Source organism: Streptomyces sp. NPDC016459, assembly GCF_040632845.1.
Classification (GTDB): Bacteria; Actinomycetota; Actinomycetes; order Streptomycetales; family Streptomycetaceae; genus Streptomyces.
Window position 1 is genome coordinate 1 of the sequence record NZ_JBEYCR010000016.1, and the last position, 16,324, is coordinate 16,324.

Here is a 16,324-nt window from a genome sequence, read left to right on the forward strand (position 1 = left end):
ACCAGGGCGTACGTCGAACAGGACCTCCACGAGATCTACCAGGGCGAGGTCCGCTACGCCCGCGACGCCTTCGAGGGCCTGCGCCTCATGGACGCGCTCATGGGCGTCAAGCGGGGCGTCCCCGGAGCCGTACTGCCGCCGCTCAAGCAACGCCGGGTGCCGAAGCGGCCCCTCGTCGAGGAGGTCCTGGAGCCCGAGCCCGCCGGCCGCTCCGACGTCGACGGCGACAACCCCGTACCCGAGCCCCCGTTCCTCGGGACCAGGGTCGTCACCGGCATCCCGCTCGCCGCGTACGCCCCCTGGCTCGACGAGAACGCGCTCTTCAAGGGCCAGTGGGGCCTCAAGGACGCCGGAACCGTCGAGACGGAGGGCCGGCCCCGGCTGCGGGCCCTGCTCGACCGGATCGAGCGGGAGGACCTGGTGGAGGCCGCCGTCGTGTACGGCTGGTTCCCCTGTGTGTCCAAGGGCGACGACCTGATCGTCCTGGACGAGGACGGAGGCGAGCGGACCCGCTTCTCCTTCCCCCGCCAGCAGCGGGGCCGCCGTCTCTGCCTGGCCGACTTCCACCGCTCCGAGGACTCCGGCGAGATCGACGCGGTCGCCCTCCAGGTCGTCACCGTCGGCTCCCGCATCGGGGAGGAGACGGCCCGGCTCTTCGCCGCCGACGCCTACCGCGACTACCTGGAACTCCACGGTCTGTCGGTTCAGTTGGCGGAGGCGCTCGCCGAGTACTGGCACGCGCGGGTGCGCGCCGACTGGGGCATCGGCTCGGCGGACCCCGCCGGTCTGGACGGCATGCTCCGCACCGAGTACCAGGGCTGCCGCTACTCGCTCGGCTACCCGGCCTGCCCCGACCTGGAGGACCGGGCGAAGATCGCCGCCCTCCTGCGCCCGGAACGGATCGGGGTCGAGCTGTCGGAGGAGTACCAGCTGCACCCCGAGCAGTCGACGGACGCGATCGTCGTCCACCACCCGGAGGCGAGCTACTTCAACGCGGGAGGCCGACGGCTGTGAACCCCACGTTCTCGTTCGAGTTCTTCCCCCCGAAGACCGACCGGGGAGAGCGGACCCTCTGGGACGCGATCCGCCGGGTGGAGGCGCTGTCCCCGGACTTCGTCTCGGTGACGTACGGCGCGGGCGGCTCGTCGCGCGACCGGACCATCGGCGTCACGAAACGGATAGCGGCCGAGACCACCCTGCGCCCGGTCGCCCACCTCACCGCGGTCGGGCACTCGGTGGCCGAGCTGCGGTCCATCATCGGCGCGTACGCGGACGCCGGGGTACGGGACGTCCTCGTCCTGCGCGGCGACCCGCCGGGCGACCCGCGCGGGCCGTGGAGCGCGCACCCGCGGGGCTTCACGTACGCCTACGAACTCGTCGAACTGGTCCGCTCACTGGGCGACTTCCGTATCGGGGTGGCGGCCTTCCCGGAGGGCCACCCCAGGTCGCCCGACCCCGCGCGGGACCTCGCGCACTTCGTCGCCAAGTGCCGGGCGGGCGCGGACTACGCCATCACGCAGATGTTCTTCGACCCCGAGGACTACCTCCGGCTCCGGGACCGCGTCGCCGCCGCCGGCTGCGACACCCCGATCATCCCGGAGATCATGCCGGCCACCGACGTACGCCAGATCCGCCGCTTCGCCGAACTCAGCGAAGCGGCCTTCCCCGAGGACCTGGCGCACCACCTGGAAGCGGCGAAGGACGACCCGGCGGCCGCGTACCGCATCGGCGTCGAGCACGCGACGCGGATGGGCCTGCGGCTGCTCGACGAGGGGGCGCCCGGCCTGCACTACATCACGCTGAACAAGTCGACGGCGGCCCTCGAAATCCACCGGACCATCATGAGCACAAGGAGCGTTGTCCATGTCTGACACTTCTACGGACTACAGGGTCGCCGACATCTCCCTCGCCGAGTTCGGCCGCAAGGAGATCACGCTCGCGGAGCACGAGATGCCGGGCCTGATGTCGATCCGCCGCGAGTACGCCGCATCCCGGCCCCTGGCGGGCGCCCGCATCACCGGCTCCCTCCACATGACCGTGCAGACGGCTGTCCTCATCGAGACGCTCGTCGCCCTCGGCGCCGAGGTCCGCTGGGTGTCCTGCAACATCTACTCGACGCAGGACCACGCGGCCGCCGCGGTCGCCGCCGCCGGTATCCCCGTCTTCGCCTGGAAGGGCGAGACCCTGGAGGAGTACTGGTGGTGCACGGAACAGGCCCTGACCTGGCCCGGCGCCGACGGACCCAACATGATCCTGGACGACGGCGGGGACGCGACCCTCCTCGTCCACAAGGGTGTGGAGTACCAGAAGACCGGTGTGCTCCCCGAGGCCTCCAACGAGGAGATGGCCGTCGTACGCACCCTCCTGGAGAAGACCTCCCTGGACTGGTCGACGATCGCCGCCGGCATCCGTGGTGTCACGGAGGAGACCACGACGGGCGTCCACCGCCTGTACGAGATGCACCGCGAGGGCGCGCTGCTCTTCCCGGCGATCAACGTGAACGACGCCGTGACGAAGTCGAAGTTCGACAACAAGTACGGCTGCCGCCACTCCCTCATCGACGGCATCAACCGCGCCACCGACGTCCTCATCGGCGGCAAGACGGCCGTGGTCTGCGGCTACGGCGACGTCGGCAAGGGCTCGGCGGAATCGCTGCGCGGCCAGGGCGCACGCGTGATCGTCACCGAGATCGACCCGATCTGCGCCCTCCAGGCGGCGATGGACGGCTACCAGGTCGCCACCCTGGACGACGTGGTGGAGACGGCCGACATCTTCGTCACGACCACGGGAAACAAGGACATCATCATGGCGTCCGACATCGCCCGCATGAAGCACCAGGCGATCGTCGGCAACATCGGCCACTTCGACAACGAGATCGACATGGCCGGCCTGGCGGCGATCCCCGGCATCGTGAAGGACGAGGTCAAGCCGCAGGTCCACACGTGGACGTTCCCCGACGGCAAGGTCGTCATCGTCCTGTCGGAGGGCCGACTGCTGAACCTCGGCAACGCGACGGGCCACCCGTCCTTCGTGATGTCGAACTCGTTCGCGGACCAGACCCTGGCCCAGATCGAGCTGTTCACGAAGCCGCAGGAGTACCCGACCGACGTCTACGTCCTGCCCAAGCACCTGGACGAGAAGGTCGCCCGCCTCCACCTGGACGCGCTCGGCGTCAAGCTGACGACCCTGCGCCCCGAGCAGGCGTCGTACATCGGGGTGCCGGTCGAGGGCCCGTACAAGCCGGACCACTACCGCTACTGATGCGTACCGACTGTCTGCACGAGGAACGCGACCCGTGGCTCCCGGACCGGCTCCTCCGTACGGAGCGGGACCTGCTGATGCCGCTCCTGCGCCGGACACCCGAGGAGGCGTACGAGCTGCGCACCGCGTGCCCCGGCTGGACGGTCCGGCAGGTCGTCGCCCACTGCGGGGCGGCGCTCGTCCGGATCGTCGAGGGCCGCCTGGAGGAGGGCGTGTTCCTGCCGGAGGCGAACGCCCGCGACGTGGCCGAGCGCGAGGAGTGGCCGCTCGCCCGGATCCTCGACGAACTGGAACGCGGCCTCACCGAGGCCGGTCCCGTCATCGCCGGGCACGAGGACGGCAGGCTCGACGCCGTCGCGCTCGGCGAATGGGTCCACGCCGGGGACGTACGGGAGGCCTTCGGGGAACCGCACGCGTACTGCGGCCCCAGCCTGGACCTGGCCCTCCCGCTCCTGTCGGTGACGAGCCGCAGACGGGAGACCCCGCGCCTGGTGGGCGTCCTGAAGGACCGGGACCCGACCCCGGTGGCCCTGGGCAACGCGATCGAAGGCCGCCCGCCGGCGACCTTCGAGGGTGACGCGTCCACCCTGATCCGCATCTACGCGGGCCGCCCCCTGGTCCGCACCCGCTACGAACTGCGGGGCGCGACGGAAAAGGAACTGCTCATCTACCGGTGAGCGCGGGGCGGAACGGGTGCGGCGGGGCGTCCGCTCGCCTGGACGCGATGAAGTCCAGGGCGGCCCGGAGGCGGTCGTCCCGTAGGTGACGGGCCGGCCGTCGTCCGCGTACCGGTCGGTGGGCTTCCACGTGGGCGAAGCAGTCCGAGATGCCGTTCGAGAGGTGCGAGAGGTGAGGGCCGCTCAGTCGGGCAGCGCGGCGGTGAGGTCCACCTCTACCAGCTGCCCGGCGAAGCCCAGTTGGGAGACCCCCAGGAGCGTGCTGGCGGACGTGAAGGCCGGCCCGAGGGCGGAAGCGGCAAGCCGGTGCCAGGCGAGGCCCAGGTCCTCCCTGTCATCGCTCCGCACGTAGATCACCGACCGCACCACGTGCTGCGGCTGAGCATTCACCGCCGCAAGGGCGGCGAGTGCGTTCACGACAACCTGATCGACCTGCGTCTCGAGGGATCCCGGGCCGACGAGATCACCGCCCCGGTCGAGGGGGCACTGCCCCGCCAGATACGCCGTCCGGCCGGTCTCCACCACGGTGATGTGGTGGTAACCCGGCGTCTCGTGCAACTGATCGGGATTGATGCGGCTGATCCTCGCTGTCATGCCGCGAGTCTGACCAATCCGCCCCCGACGCGCACCGAAATTTGCCCCGCCGCACTACCGTTCCGACGCGTCGCGAGGGCGAAGGAGAGGGTTTCGCCCGGTTCGACACGGCGGGGCCGCCGTCGAGCGGGCCGTGGTCGAGCCGATCGCGGGCGGACGCTAGGCGACGCCCGCCACGGTCAGGATCGCGACCGGCAGGAGAAGGATCCACTGCGGCAGCCGGAGCAGTGGCTTCGGCCAGCCGACCGACAGCGTGACGACGAGGAAGGCGCCTGCGTACGCCACGAAGTGCGCGGCCACGAACCACGCCATCGGGGCGGTCGCTGACGTGTCGTCCGCCAGCGCCAGATACACCAAGGCGGCTGCGGAGAGCACCAGGTCGACGCTCACCATGTGCCACACGGCGTGGAGGACGCGCTTGGGTTCGTCCGCGAGGCCGCAGGACAGCAGCGGGCGCACCACATCCCGGTGCCCGCCGACGATGTGCGCCGCGGCCACACCGAGCGCGGTGACGCCCGCCGCGAGAAGCCAGCCGTTCATCGGATCTCGATCCCCTCGGCCATGACGGCGGCCAGCCGGCCGGCCAGCTGACGGTCGGGGTGTTCCCCGACCAGACCGATGTGGAAGAACACGGCTCCCGCCAGCGTGTCCAGGACGAGATCGACGGGGGTGTCGGCCGCGATCTCCCCGCGCGCCACAGCACGCTCGAAGACGATGAGCAGCCGCTCCTTCGAGGGGGCCAGGAAGTCGCTGCGGATGCGCGCCTTCAACGCCGGATCGGCGGCGAAGTCAGCGAGCAGCCCCGGGAGCGCCGCGGCGGCGGCCGGTGCGTGGAACTCGTCGATCAGGCCCTGCACCAGTACGGTCAGGTCGCCGGCCAGCGTTCCGGTGTCCGGGGTCGGAGCCTGGTCGGTGGTCGTGAACACGGCCTCGAAGACCAGCTCCGGCTTGCCCCGCCACCGCCGGTAGACCGTGTCCTTGCCGACACCGGCACGGGCGGCCACCGCCCCGATCGACGTCGCGGCGTAGCCGACCTCGATCAGCAGCTCTGTGGCCGCGCCGACGATCGCCTCGTGCGAGCGGGGATCCCTGGGACGTCCCCTGGAGGACGGAGAGGAGCTCATACCGAATTACCATACGGGTCGACCCGTATGGCAAGCAATCCCGGTCGGCGTCATGAGGACATCGCTGCGGTGCGTGGCGGGACGTGAGGTACGCACGCGGCGCACAGGGTCTCGTCCGCGACCGGGCGGAACAGCATGGGTTGGGTGTGGTCGCCCGTGCATTCGCGGGTGCCGTGGAGCCGGGCGGAGAGCCGGTGGGTGGTGGGTGAGGGCTGGGGCGGCGGGGCGAGCGGGGGTACGTCGCGGAGCAGGTAGCGGATCAACCCGCCGGGGCGGTGTACGGGAGTTCCGGTGCCGGGCAGGCCGCGCAGGATGTGTTCGTGGATGTCGGTGGGGGTGTGTCCGGCGTCGAGCCAGCGGGCGGCGAGGTGGGTGAGTTCGTCGCGCATGGCGGGTGGGATGTGGCGGAGGGCGGGGGAGAGGAGGGGGAGGGCGCCGATGAGGGCGCGGGCGTCGGGGAGGTGCGGGGCTTCGACGGCCACCTTGGGGCTGTCCGCCTCGTCCGCCTCGTCCGCCTCGTCCGCCTCGTCCGTCTCGGCCGGAAGGTTGGAGGTGTCTTCCTTCGGGTCTTTCTTTGGATGACGGTCGGTGGGCGGGGTGCCCGGTTCACCGACGGCCGGTTTCCGGGGACTCGGTACGACCTGCGGGGATGCCTGGTCCGCGCAGGTGAGGAGGGGTGTCCGGGCGAGGAGCTTGACGGCCTGGTCAGAGGTCAACGGGGTGCTGGAGACGAGCTGTTGGGTCATCCAGTGACCGCCGGCGCCCTGGACGCGCCGCTCGTGCACGAAGCCTTCCTCCTTGAGCTGTCGCTTGGCGCGGGTGAACGCGGTTGCCCCGATCCGGGCACGTTCGGCAGTTCGGGAGAGTGATTCGCGGGCGCCTTCGGGAAGGGAGAGCTGCCAGGTCAGAAGCCGGACGGCGTCGGAAGAGAGTCGAGGGTGTCGGATGAGTTCGTGCGAGAACTGAGAGAAGGCACGGGAGGGCGCGTTAAAGTGCCGGTAGATCACGGTGGGCTGCTTCCACTGGTGGTTCAGGCCCCCGTCGAAGGTTGCAGGCCATCGACGGGGGCCGTTTTGCGCGAAAACGTACCGCACGTTTCGTGTCCAGACCGACACGCCCAGTGAAGTACGCCCGTACGAGTGACGCCTCCCAACCGGGCGAACTCCGGCCGCCCCGTGCTCCTTGGTCGCACGGGTTCCCTCACGGGCTGCGGAGCCAGAGGGCGGTGCCGAGGGCGCCCACGGCCACCGCGATCAGGAAGAGGGCCGCGCGGGCGGCGGCGAGGTGCTGATGATGCGGACGGCTCCGCGCGGGGTCAGACTCGCGCGTTCCGCCGGGCTCGCCGTCCAGCACTGGTCGATCGCCGCCTCCCACAGGTATCCGCTGGGCCGCACCAGGATCAGCAGGTTCCCGCGCACGTCCCGTACTTCACCGGTGAGCGCCCGCTGCGCGTCGGTCACGACGTCACCCACGCGGTACCTCACGGGGTGGTGCGGGTCGTCGAGTTCAGCAGCACGGTGAGCCGCTTGGCCCCGCCGAGGCTGACGATCCCGAGCCCGTACCGGTGCTCGTCACCCCCGGGCCCGTGCGTGACGTCCCGGTAGAGCCCGCTCGTGGGCAGACCGGCGGAGTCCATGGCGGCCTTGAGATCCCGGAAGACCCGGGCGGCCTCGGGCTCGGAGACGGGGCGGAACGGTCGGGTCTCCCGCAAGGGCGGTAGCGGTGGTGTACTCATGCGGCCTCTCTTCCTCAGGTGCTCCGCGCGGCTTGCGCTCAGGGAATCGTCCCGCCGTTCATCCGGCCCCCCTAGGGGCATTTCCAGGGGCAAGTCGCCTTGTTCAGCTGTTCTCATGGCCGTGGAGTGGGTGCTCGGGGGCATCATGGGTCCCATGGCGATCGGGGAGTTGATCCGGGACCTACGCAAGGCCCGTGGGTGGTCTCAAGGCCGGTTGGCGCAGGCGCTCAACGACGCGTACGGGACGAGTCTCGATCGGGAGTACGTGAGCCGGTGGGAGCGTTCCAGGAACGTCCCGAGCGGGTTCTACCTGGCGAAGTTGTCGGCCGTCCTCGACGTGCCCCTGGCTGTCCTTGAGGGTGAAGTGAAGCGACGTACCTTCCTGACCGATGTCGCCGGGACCGCCATAGCTCCGGTGGCGGCCTCCGAGCTGCTTTCCGCCGGCTTTGCCGCCCGGATTTCGGGCGGACCCTCGGCGGACGACTGGGAGAGCCGGCTGGCCACGTACGGCACGGACTACATGTCGATGGGCGCGACCGACATCCAGCGGCGTGTGTCGGGTGAACTCGTCGCGGTGCAGCAGCAGTTGGATCAGCCGCGTCTGTGGTCGGTGGCGTCGAGGCTGATGACGCTGTACGCCAAGACGTTCCCCGGCTCGGACGGCTCCAAGGCGGTGCACTGGTACCGGATGGCGGCGCGGGCGGCGGACCAGTCCGAGGATGCTCACGCGCGTGTGTGGGTGCGTGGTCGTGCGGCCATCGCCCTCGGGTACGAGGGGGCTTCCCTGGGCATGGCCGACGTGCTGGCCGATCAGGCGATGGAGATCGGTGACCGGCCGTCGCTCGGTCTGCTGAACGCCGTGTACGGCAAAGCCCATGCCGCCGCCCTCCGGGGCGATCACGCGTCGGCCCGTGCGCTGGACACTCTGGGTCGCAGGATCTTCGACGAAGCGGGCTCGTACGAGCAGACCTCCGACTACGCGGTGCCCTGGTGGCGACTGAACGTCTTCCGGTCGCTGCTGCTCGCCCGGCTCGGCGACGAGAAGCAGGCGGTGGAAGCGCAGGAATCGGCCCGCGTCGAGTTGCCTACGGCACTGCCCCGGTTCGCCACCCACCTGGAACTGCACCGGGCCCTGATGCTGGCACGGTCGGGGGACCGCGCCGGGGGCGTGACGTACGCGGCCCGGGCGATGGCGGCGCTGCCGCCGGAGAAGCACAGCCTCACGCTCAGGATGCTGGTGGACGAGATCCACGCGTAGGCGGGGGCGGCCTTCGGCACACGTCCGTCCGTCCGCCCCGCCTGCGCGACCTCGCTCGTTCGGGTCCGTCGCCGTGCGGGTGCCGGGCACCGCTGGTGTGCTGGGCGGGACCCCCGTACCCCCGTGCCACGTACAGGAGCAGCCTCCATGCCCGTCATCGTCACCATCGAGATTCCCGGCGGTACCCGTGAGCAGTACGACGAGACCACGCGGCAGCTCCGGGCCACCGAGTGGTTTCCGCCGGCCGGGTTCATCGCGCACGCGGCCGGGCCGGACGGGAGCGGGGGGTGGCGGGTCGTGGACTTCTGGGAGTCCGAGGACGACTTCCGGGCCTTCATGGAGAAGGGGCGGTCGATCTTCGAGCGCGACGGTACCCGGACGATCCTGCACACCGTGCAGGAAGCGGTGAACGTCATGGTGCGGCCCGAGCCGAAGTAGCGGCCCCGCACGCCGTGGCGGCGGCGGTGTGAAAACCCTTTGCGGGCCGGGGGCGCCGCCGTCAGGCTTCACCACCATGAGCAGTCATCATTCCGCCGAGCCCTCCCGCCCCGTCGCGGACCTCTTCTCCTCCGACGGGCGCCTCAAGGCGATCCCCCGCAAGCCCGCCCGCCGTGAGGCCCTTCTCGCACACCTCGCCGGGACGCTGTTCGACGTCGGTCGTGACTACCGCGAGCCCGAGGTCAACCAGGCCCTCCTGACCGTGCACGAGGACTTCCCCGCCCTGCGGCGGTATCTCGTCGTCGGTGGCTTCCTCGCCCGTACGAAGGACGGTTCGGCCTACCGTCGGCAGCAGCAGCCCGGCTCCCCCGGAGGCGCGATCCCCGCCGTCGCGTGACCGCCGCGGTGGTGGCCGGCCTCCTGGCCGGCTACGGCATCGCGATCCCGGTCGGCGCCGTCGGCGCCCATCTCGTGGCCGTCACGGCCCGTACCGGCTGGCGTACGGGCGTCGGCGCGGCCCTCGGTGTCGCCACGGCCGACGGCGTGTACGCGCTCCTTGCCGTCGCGGGCGGCGCCGCGCTCGTCCCGGTGCTCGCGCCCGTCATGGACCCGTTCCGCTGGGCCTCCGCGATCGTGCTCGTGATGCTCGCCGCACGGGCCGCGTGGCTGGCGCTCGCTGCGTACCGGACGGGCGGGCTCGCCTCCCGTGACGACGGGACCGCCCTCACCCCGGCCCGTGCGTTCCTCACGTTCCTGGGCATCACGATCCTCAACCCCGTGACGGTGACCTACTTCGCCGCCCTGATCCTCGCGGCGGGGCCCTCGACCCCCGTGGGCCTGCCCGACCGCACCGCCTTCGTCCTCGCGGCCCTCGCCGCCTCCGCCAGCTGGCAGCTCCTGCTCGCCCTGGGCGGCACCCTCCTCGGCCGGACCCTGACGGGGACCCGGGGGAGGCTCGCCACGGCACTCGCGTCGAGCACGCTGACCGTGGTGCTCGCGGTGCGGCTGGTGGGGGAGGGGGTGGTGTGGTGACCGCCCGGGACCTCCGGTCTTCCCTGCTTCCAGGCTCCCGGCTCCTCGCCGACGGTGTGTTCGGAGCGCTCGCCGATCCCACCCGGTCTCGCCGCCGTCAAGCGCACCGCCGAACAGGGATGACCCCCGGCCGCTCCGACAGGGCCCCGAGGCGCACCCCGGGGCCCGAGGTCCGTCCCGGGGGGAGGGGGGAGGTGGTCGGATGGCAGGCGCGCGGTGATGATCAGCTGTTGACGTGGTCCCGCACCTGCCCGTACACCGTGGGGTCGGTGCCGAGGGCGTTGTGACCGAGGCAGGCGGACTTCGTGTTCGTCGCGCCGCTCAGGGCGACGCTGCTGTCCGGATTGATGACCGCGTCGCACGGCGACCACCACGTGGCATACCGAGGACTGCCGGGCGTCTCGTCGCCGGAGTTGAGTTCGCCGAGGAAAACCGACCCGATACGCATCTCCACGCAGGAGGCGTCGTAACACCCGTTCGCCCAGTCGGTTCCGTGGTTCGGGCCGCCCAGCGAGACCCAGGCGTCGATCTTCTGGCTGCCACCGAGGTTCTTCGCGTAGTAGCGGCTCGACAGCCCGCCCATGGAGTGCGTGACGACGTCGACCTTGGTCGCTCCGGTGGCAGCCAGCAGCCGGTCGACCTCCGTGGCGATCTGCTGAGCGGTGGTTGCGTTGGACTGGCGGGTGTCGTAACTCCATTGCCGCAGATGCGTGGACGGCCAGCCGTCCGCTCTGAAGTCGTCGGCCATGGCGTTCCAGTACGAGCCGGAGGAGTTGTATCCGTGAACGAACAGGATCGGGTTGCCGGCGGGACCGAAGGTGGAGGTTCCGGTGGCCGCGTGGGTCGGGTACACGGCGGCCGAGGTGAGCAAGAGGCTCACGAGGGCGGCGGGAAAAAGACTCTTCTTCATGGCATGCCTCGCGGGATCGGCGTCCGTGGGGGGCGGCGCACGAGGAGGCTACTGGCGAGTAGGCGTGCTGAGTCAATAGGCGTGCAGGGATTCAACTGCCCTGTGACCTGCAGCGTTTCGCTCCATGCCGTAGCGAAACTGTAGTCCTGCTGGAGTACTGGCGCACCGGCGCCCGTCTCCCTCCGTCTCTTCGTCCGTAACCGGCGTGCTTCCCTCCCTCAGCGGTGCGCCTTCGCCAAGGTGCAGACGCCGTCCTCGCACTGCCGCTCCAGACGGCCCCGGGAGATCGTCTGCGCCAGGCCGACCATCCAGCAGGTGGGGCAGCCGCGGAAGGCGATCAGGGTCAGGGGGGCGGCCAGCAGGGTGGCCGGGCCCGCGACGGGGACGAGGGCGATCGAGCCGACGATCAGGCCGAGGCCGATCGCGCCTCGTGCCAGATGGCGCGGGACGGACCTGCTGGCGAAGTTCGACGAGGGCGGTGCCGGGGTCCGTACGGTGGTCCGGGGCCGGGAACTCGGTTCGTGCTGCGCGGTGTTCACGATCGGTGCTTCCTCCTGTCGGGCGGCCGGACGCCGGTCAGCCGGTGGGTGTCGTTGTCGTCAGGGCGTGGCGCAGTGCCGTACGCGCCCTGTGCAGCCGTGACTTCATCGCCGCGTCGCTCAGGCCGAGCGAACGGGCCACGGCCCTGCCCGGCAGGCCCTGGACGTCCCGCAGGATCAGGACCTGCCGCTGGTCGCGGGGAAGGGCGCTCACCGCGGCCGCGATCCGCTCGGCCTCCAGCCTGCGCAGTACCGCGTCCTCGGCGGACGGTTCCGTCGGTGCCCCCGGTTCGGGCGGCGCGTCCAATCCGGCTGGTGCCGATTCGTTCCGCGAGGCCAACTGCCTTACGTGCCGCAGGCATTCGTTCCGTACGATCCGGAACATCCACGAGGCGAGCGCGCCCGTGGCCCGCAGGGTGCCGATCTTCCGGTACAGGATGATCAGCGCCTCCTGGGCCGCGTCCTCCGCGTCCTGCGGCGAGGCGCACAGGGACAGGGCGAACCTGCGTACATGGGGCTGCGATTCCATGACGACGGCGGTGAGCGACGTGACGTCGCCGTCCTGCGCGGCCTTGATCAGCTGCTCGTCCGGCCAGAGGAAGCGTCGGTTCATGCGCTGGTCCCACCCGTTCCCCGTACGCCGGTCAGCTCCGCCCCCTGTAGCGCCGTGTCAGATGCCAGGCGCACGCCCCCACGAGCAGCGCTCCGATCACGACGAGGCCGGTGACCATCATGAGTGTTCCCTCCCGGTTCCACCGGCCCGTTCGGCCGGTACGCGGATAAGAGCGGGGGAACACCGGAAAGGATTCACCCCGGCCGTCGCCGTCTTCCGAGCCGCAGGCGGCGAACCCGGGGGCGCACGAGGCGGACGCGTCAGTCGATGTGCACGATCTGGAACGCCTCCGCCATCCGCCCCGGGGGCAGCCCGCCGGCCGTCGCGTGCTCGCCGAGCCAGGTGCGCAGGAGGCCGGCGAGGTCGTCGAAGTGAGCCGTCTGGGAGGTGTGGATGCGCAGGGCCTCGACCTTCCGCTCGAAGACGGAGGTGACGTCGACGTACTGGTTCGGGGTGGGTCCGGTCATCAGCCACAGTTCGTGGACGATCCAGGGTTCGAGGCCCTCGTCCTTGAGCAGTTCGGCGTGGGCGAAGGGGTTGCGCGCCTCGGGGTAGACCGCGCGCAGGCAGGCGTCCCCGACCGCGCGGTGGTCGGGGTGGAGGTCGGCCACCCGCGCCCAGTTGAGCTCGGGGGAGGGGATGATCGCGCGCTGCGGCCGTACCTCCCGGATGACCCGGCACAGGTCGCGGCGCAGGTCCACGGAGGCCTCGACGAAGCCGTCGGGGTAGCCGAGGAAACGGACGTCGGCGACGCCGCTGAGCTTGGCGGAGTGGACCTGTTCGGCGCGGCGCAGGTCCGCCATGGCCTGGCGGGGGAGCCGTTCGTCGTAACCGCCCGCGCCGCCGTCGGTGACGATGCAGTACGTGACGCGGGTGCCGCGCTCGATCCATTGCATGACGGTGCCGCTGACACAGAACTCGATGTCGTCCGGGTGGGCGGCCACCACCAGCAGGGACGTGGGGGCGGCTCGGTTGAAGTCCTCCATGGGGCAAGCCTGTTGGGGTGACATAGGGCGTCGCAAGGCCACGCCCTGGCGTGAACTGGACATGGCACTTACGCGCCACTCAAAAATTTGGTAGATTCCAATCATTGAATGGGGCGGGTAATGACGAGTGATGACGTGCTTGGAGGGTGACCGGCATGTGCAGGATTCTCGGTTCCTTCGCCGCCGGGGCCGACCGCCCCGAGCCGGCCCAGCTCGCGGCGGTCTCGGCCCGCCAGCGCCACGGCGGACCCGACGAGCACCACGTGCTCAGCGGCCCCGGCTGGTCCCTCGGCTGCGACCGGCTCGCCGTGACCGACCCCTGCGGCGGACAGCAGCCCTACCGGCTGCCGCACCTCCCCGGCATCCTCGCAGTCCTCAACGGCGAGATCTACAACCACGCCGAGCTGCGCCGGACCCTCGCCGCCCGGGGCCACCGGTTCCCCGACCGCTGCGACGGCACCCTGCTCCCCGCGCTCTACGCCGAGTACGGCCCCGCCTTCGCCGAGCACCTCGACGGCATGTTCGCCGTCGCCGTCCTCGACCTGCGCCCCGGCAGCACCCGACTCCTGCTCGCCGTCGACGACATGGGCATGAAGCCGATCCACCTCCACCACGACCCGTACGACGGCTCCACCCGATTCGCCTCCGAGATCCCCGCGCTCCTCGCCTTCGAAGGGGTACGGATCTCCCCCCGCGAGGACGCCCTCGACACCGTCCTCGCCACCCGCACCTCCTTCTCCACCCACACCGCGCTCGACGGCGTCAGCGTCCTGCCGCCCGGCGCCACCGCCCTCGTCCGGCCGGGATCCGCACCCGTGGTGCGGCGCAGGGGCCCGTACCGGGCGGCCCCCGTCGGGGACACCCAGGACGTCCTGCGCCACGAGGTACGCCGGCTCGCCGAGGCCGAGGTGCCCGTCTGCGCCATCACCAGCGGCGGCCTCGACTCCGGCCTCGTCACGGCACTCGCCGCCGAACACGCCCGGGAGACCGACGCGCCCCCGCTCCACACCTTCCACCTCACCTACCGGGGCCGGTGGCCCGACTCCGAGGCCGCCTACGCCCGGTCCGTCGCCCGCCGCGCCAGGACCGTCCACCACGAGGTCACCGTCGACCCCGACGAGCTGAGCTCCCTCCTCACCCGGACGGTCCGCCACCTCGGCCAGCCCAACGCCGACCCCATCACCCTCTCCACGTACGCGCTCTTCCGCGCCGTCCGCGAGAACGGCTTCACCGTCGCGCTCACCGGCGACGGCGCCGACGAAATCTTCGGCGGGTACGACCGGATGCGCGCGGCGCGGACCGCCCCCGCCGGGGCCGACTGGGCCGGCGCCTACGCCGACGCGCTCTCGGCGGCGCCCCGGCTGCTCCGCGAACACCTCTACACCGCCAACTACCGCGCCTTCATCGCCGAACAGGGCTCCGCCGCCGACCGCATCGAGCAGGAGCTGCGCTCGGCGGAGACCGTCGGCGCGGACCGTCTCACCGCGACGACCGCGTTCGAGACGCGCTGGCGGCTCCCCGCGTACCACCTGCGCCGCGTCGACCACCTCTCCATGGCGTGGGCCGTCGAGGCGCGGATGCCGTTCTGCCAGCCGTCCGTCGTCACACACGCGCGTGCGCTGCCGACGGCGGCGCGGACGGGGAAGCGGGCCCTGTACGAGGCGGGCGCGGAACTCCTTCCCCCGGGGGTCCTGCGCCGGCCCAAGCAGCCGTTCACGCTGCCCGTCGCGGCGATGCTCGCGCCCGGGGGGCCGCTCCTGGAGACCGTACGGGAACTCCTGTCCCCGGCCCGGCTCGTCCTCGGCGGCAAGGTCCGCGCGGACCGGGTCCAGAAGCTCCTCGCCCGCCACCTCGAACGCCCCTCGCACCACGACGCCCAGGCCCTCTGGGCCCTCGCCGTCCACGAACTGTGGACGGAGATCGTCCAGGGCATGCGCATCCCGGTCGGCTGTGCGGCCTGAACTCCCGGGACCTGGGCGTCCCGGGCCCGGGGGCGGGGCGGCGACGCCGCGTGCGGCCGCGCCACCGGACCTTGCCCGTGAGGTTGCGCCGCCGATGCCTGCGGGTACGGCCGCGCCTCCTGCCCACGCCCGTGGGGGCGGTCGTCCCGCCGGGGCGACAGGGGTGCCCCCGGACGACGTCTGGGGGAGGGTGGGCACACGGGACGGAACGGGGGGTCCGGTGAGGCGGACGGCCGACACGGCCGTCACCGTCGTGCGGGTTCTCGATGCGCCCGGGCCCACCCTCGTCGTGCGGAGCGATCGGCTTCCTCTCGGTGCTCTGGGGCTCGGTGGGGAGCTCGCCTGGGTGCGGCGCGCGCTCGACGGGACCCCCTACGCGCGCCTCGGCAAGATCGCCCTGTACCGTCCCGGCCCCACCCTGGACTACCGCTTCGTCCAGGCCCTCCCCGGCGGCGGATTCGACTTCCGGGCCGGGTGCGGGCACTCGCTGCTCGCCTGCGTCGTCGCCGAGGGGCGCCCCGGGCGCGTCACCGTCCGTGCCGTGACCACCGGCGACACCGTCCTCTGCGAACCCGGGACCGGGTCCCGGGAGGACACGTACACCCTCAGCTTCCTCAAGCCCCCCACCGCCCCCGACGTCCTCCCCACCGGCCGCCCCGTCGACCTCCTCCGAGGGGTCCCCGTCTCCCTCGTGCGCTACGGCAACCCCTACGTCTTCGTCGACACCCGCCACCTCCCCGGACCCGAAGACGCCCTCCACCACCGGCTCCTCGCCCTCCGTGCCGACGCCGCCCGCCTCCTCGGGCTCCCCCCGCACTCCGCCCTCCCCAAGATCGCCACCTTCACCAGCGGCCCCGCAGGGATCTCCGTCCGCGCCCTCACCGTCGGCGGCTGGCACCCCCGCCTCGCCCTCACCGGCGCCGCCGCCCTCGCCGCCGCCGGGGCGCTCGACGGCACCGTCGTACCGACCGTGAGCGGCCCCGTCCGAACCCCCGGCGGCACCGTCACCGTGTCCACCGCACCCGACCGCGTCCGCGTCCACCACAAGCGCGCCCGGGTCCTCACGACGCTCGAACTGCCCTGGCGTATCCACGCAACGGCGTGAACGCGCACCCCGCTCACCAGGCCTCCCACCGGCTTCCTCTGCCACGCTGAAGCGGACCGGCCATCGGTATCCGTGGGGAGAGCAGACGCAC

At 71.6% G+C, this 16,324-nt stretch carries 20 protein-coding genes; 10 read left to right on the plus strand and 10 right to left on the minus strand.

Annotation, left to right across the window (positions count from 1 at the left end; all coding sequences use genetic code 11):
* The 4 genes from ABZ567_RS27690 to ABZ567_RS27705 all read left to right on the plus strand — a co-directional run.
* A partial coding sequence (locus tag ABZ567_RS27690; RefSeq protein ID WP_360794594.1) for a vitamin B12 dependent-methionine synthase activation domain-containing protein occupies nt 1-1,014 on the plus strand: 1,014 nt, incomplete at its 5' end.
* On the plus strand, nt 1,011-1,871 hold the full coding sequence (metF, locus tag ABZ567_RS27695) for a methylenetetrahydrofolate reductase [NAD(P)H] (RefSeq protein ID WP_360794596.1): 861 nt from the start codon (nt 1,011-1,013) through the stop codon (nt 1,869-1,871). The genes ABZ567_RS27690 and metF, both read left to right, overlap by 4 nt.
* A complete protein-coding gene (gene ahcY, locus ABZ567_RS27700) occupies nt 1,858-3,261 on the plus strand; it encodes an adenosylhomocysteinase (protein ID WP_360794598.1) in 1,404 nt (467 codons plus the stop codon). The genes metF and ahcY overlap by 14 nt, the downstream gene beginning before the upstream one ends.
* Entirely contained in the window at nt 3,261-3,938 is a 678-nt protein-coding gene (locus ABZ567_RS27705; protein WP_360794600.1) for a maleylpyruvate isomerase family mycothiol-dependent enzyme, read from the plus strand. The genes ahcY and ABZ567_RS27705 overlap by 1 nt, the downstream gene beginning before the upstream one ends.
* Before the next feature lie 183 nt (nt 3,939-4,121).
* Here the strand turns inward: ABZ567_RS27705 and ABZ567_RS27710 are convergent, their stop codons facing one another.
* The 6 genes from ABZ567_RS27710 to ABZ567_RS27735 all read right to left on the minus strand — a co-directional run bounded on the left by ABZ567_RS27710 (nt 4,122) and on the right by ABZ567_RS27735 (nt 7,391).
* Entirely contained in the window at nt 4,122-4,532 is a 411-nt protein-coding gene (locus ABZ567_RS27710; protein WP_360794602.1) for a Rid family hydrolase, read from the minus strand.
* Nucleotides 4,533-4,691: 159 nt separating this feature from the next.
* Nucleotides 4,692-5,072 (minus strand): hypothetical protein, encoded by a 381-nt coding sequence (locus tag ABZ567_RS27715; protein WP_360794604.1) that lies wholly within the window; start codon nt 5,070-5,072, stop codon nt 4,692-4,694.
* Nucleotides 5,069-5,656, minus strand: coding sequence for a TetR/AcrR family transcriptional regulator (locus ABZ567_RS27720; protein ID WP_360794606.1), 588 nt, complete (start codon nt 5,654-5,656; stop codon nt 5,069-5,071). The genes ABZ567_RS27715 and ABZ567_RS27720 overlap by 4 nt, the downstream gene beginning before the upstream one ends.
* Before the next feature lie 50 nt (nt 5,657-5,706).
* Complete coding sequence (locus ABZ567_RS27725; protein ID WP_360794608.1) at nt 5,707-6,441, minus strand: hypothetical protein; 735 nt, start codon at nt 6,439-6,441, stop codon at nt 5,707-5,709.
* 468 nt (nt 6,442-6,909) lie between these two features.
* Nucleotides 6,910-7,128: a hypothetical protein gene (locus ABZ567_RS27730; protein ID WP_360794610.1), complete on the minus strand. Its 219-nt coding sequence runs from the start codon at nt 7,126-7,128 to the stop codon at nt 6,910-6,912.
* Between the two features lie 8 nt (nt 7,129-7,136).
* Complete coding sequence (locus ABZ567_RS27735) at nt 7,137-7,391, minus strand: hypothetical protein (protein ID WP_360794612.1); 255 nt, start codon at nt 7,389-7,391, stop codon at nt 7,137-7,139.
* A 154-nt stretch (nt 7,392-7,545) separates the two neighbouring features.
* Here ABZ567_RS27735 and ABZ567_RS27740 point away from each other — a divergent pair, with 154 nt between their 5' ends.
* The 4 genes from ABZ567_RS27740 to ABZ567_RS27755 all read left to right on the plus strand — a co-directional run bounded on the left by ABZ567_RS27740 (nt 7,546) and on the right by ABZ567_RS27755 (nt 10,119).
* Complete coding sequence (locus tag ABZ567_RS27740; protein ID WP_360794849.1) at nt 7,546-8,649, plus strand: helix-turn-helix transcriptional regulator; 1,104 nt, start codon at nt 7,546-7,548, stop codon at nt 8,647-8,649.
* A gap of 147 nt (nt 8,650-8,796) precedes the next feature.
* Complete coding sequence (locus tag ABZ567_RS27745; protein ID WP_360794614.1) at nt 8,797-9,087, plus strand: hypothetical protein; 291 nt, start codon at nt 8,797-8,799, stop codon at nt 9,085-9,087.
* Nucleotides 9,088-9,163: 76 nt separating this feature from the next.
* Nucleotides 9,164-9,484, plus strand: coding sequence for a DUF2087 domain-containing protein (locus tag ABZ567_RS27750; RefSeq protein ID WP_360794616.1), 321 nt, complete (start codon nt 9,164-9,166; stop codon nt 9,482-9,484).
* Complete coding sequence (locus tag ABZ567_RS27755; RefSeq protein WP_360794618.1) at nt 9,481-10,119, plus strand: LysE family transporter; 639 nt, start codon at nt 9,481-9,483, stop codon at nt 10,117-10,119. Before ABZ567_RS27750 ends, ABZ567_RS27755 begins: the two co-directional genes overlap by 4 nt.
* A 223-nt stretch (nt 10,120-10,342) precedes the next feature.
* Here ABZ567_RS27755 and ABZ567_RS27760 read toward each other — a convergent pair whose 3' ends face one another.
* The 4 genes from ABZ567_RS27760 to ABZ567_RS27775 all read right to left on the minus strand — a co-directional run bounded on the left by ABZ567_RS27760 (nt 10,343) and on the right by ABZ567_RS27775 (nt 13,167).
* Entirely contained in the window at nt 10,343-11,029 is a 687-nt protein-coding gene (locus ABZ567_RS27760; protein ID WP_360794620.1) for a triacylglycerol lipase, read from the minus strand.
* A gap of 218 nt (nt 11,030-11,247) precedes the next feature.
* Nucleotides 11,248-11,466, minus strand: a complete 219-nt coding sequence (locus ABZ567_RS27765) for a hypothetical protein (protein WP_360794852.1) — start codon at nt 11,464-11,466, stop codon at nt 11,248-11,250.
* Between the two features lie 139 nt (nt 11,467-11,605).
* On the minus strand, nt 11,606-12,181 hold the full coding sequence (locus tag ABZ567_RS27770) for an RNA polymerase sigma factor (protein WP_360794622.1): 576 nt from the start codon (nt 12,179-12,181) through the stop codon (nt 11,606-11,608).
* Nucleotides 12,182-12,441: 260 nt separating this feature from the next.
* The gene (locus ABZ567_RS27775; protein WP_360794624.1) at nt 12,442-13,167 is read right to left on the minus strand and encodes a PIG-L deacetylase family protein; all 726 of its coding nucleotides are present in this window, start codon (nt 13,165-13,167) and stop codon (nt 12,442-12,444) included.
* 155 nt (nt 13,168-13,322) lie between these two features.
* On the opposite strand from ABZ567_RS27775, the gene asnB reads away from it, so the two are divergent.
* Together asnB and ABZ567_RS27785 are read left to right on the plus strand one after the other, a co-directional pair.
* Nucleotides 13,323-15,128 (plus strand): asparagine synthase (glutamine-hydrolyzing), encoded by a 1,806-nt coding sequence (asnB, locus tag ABZ567_RS27780; protein WP_360794626.1) that lies wholly within the window; start codon nt 13,323-13,325, stop codon nt 15,126-15,128.
* A gap of 220 nt (nt 15,129-15,348) precedes the next feature.
* On the plus strand, nt 15,349-16,233 hold the full coding sequence (locus ABZ567_RS27785; RefSeq protein WP_360794628.1) for a hypothetical protein: 885 nt from the start codon (nt 15,349-15,351) through the stop codon (nt 16,231-16,233).
* Nucleotides 16,234-16,324: the final 91 nt, after the last annotated feature.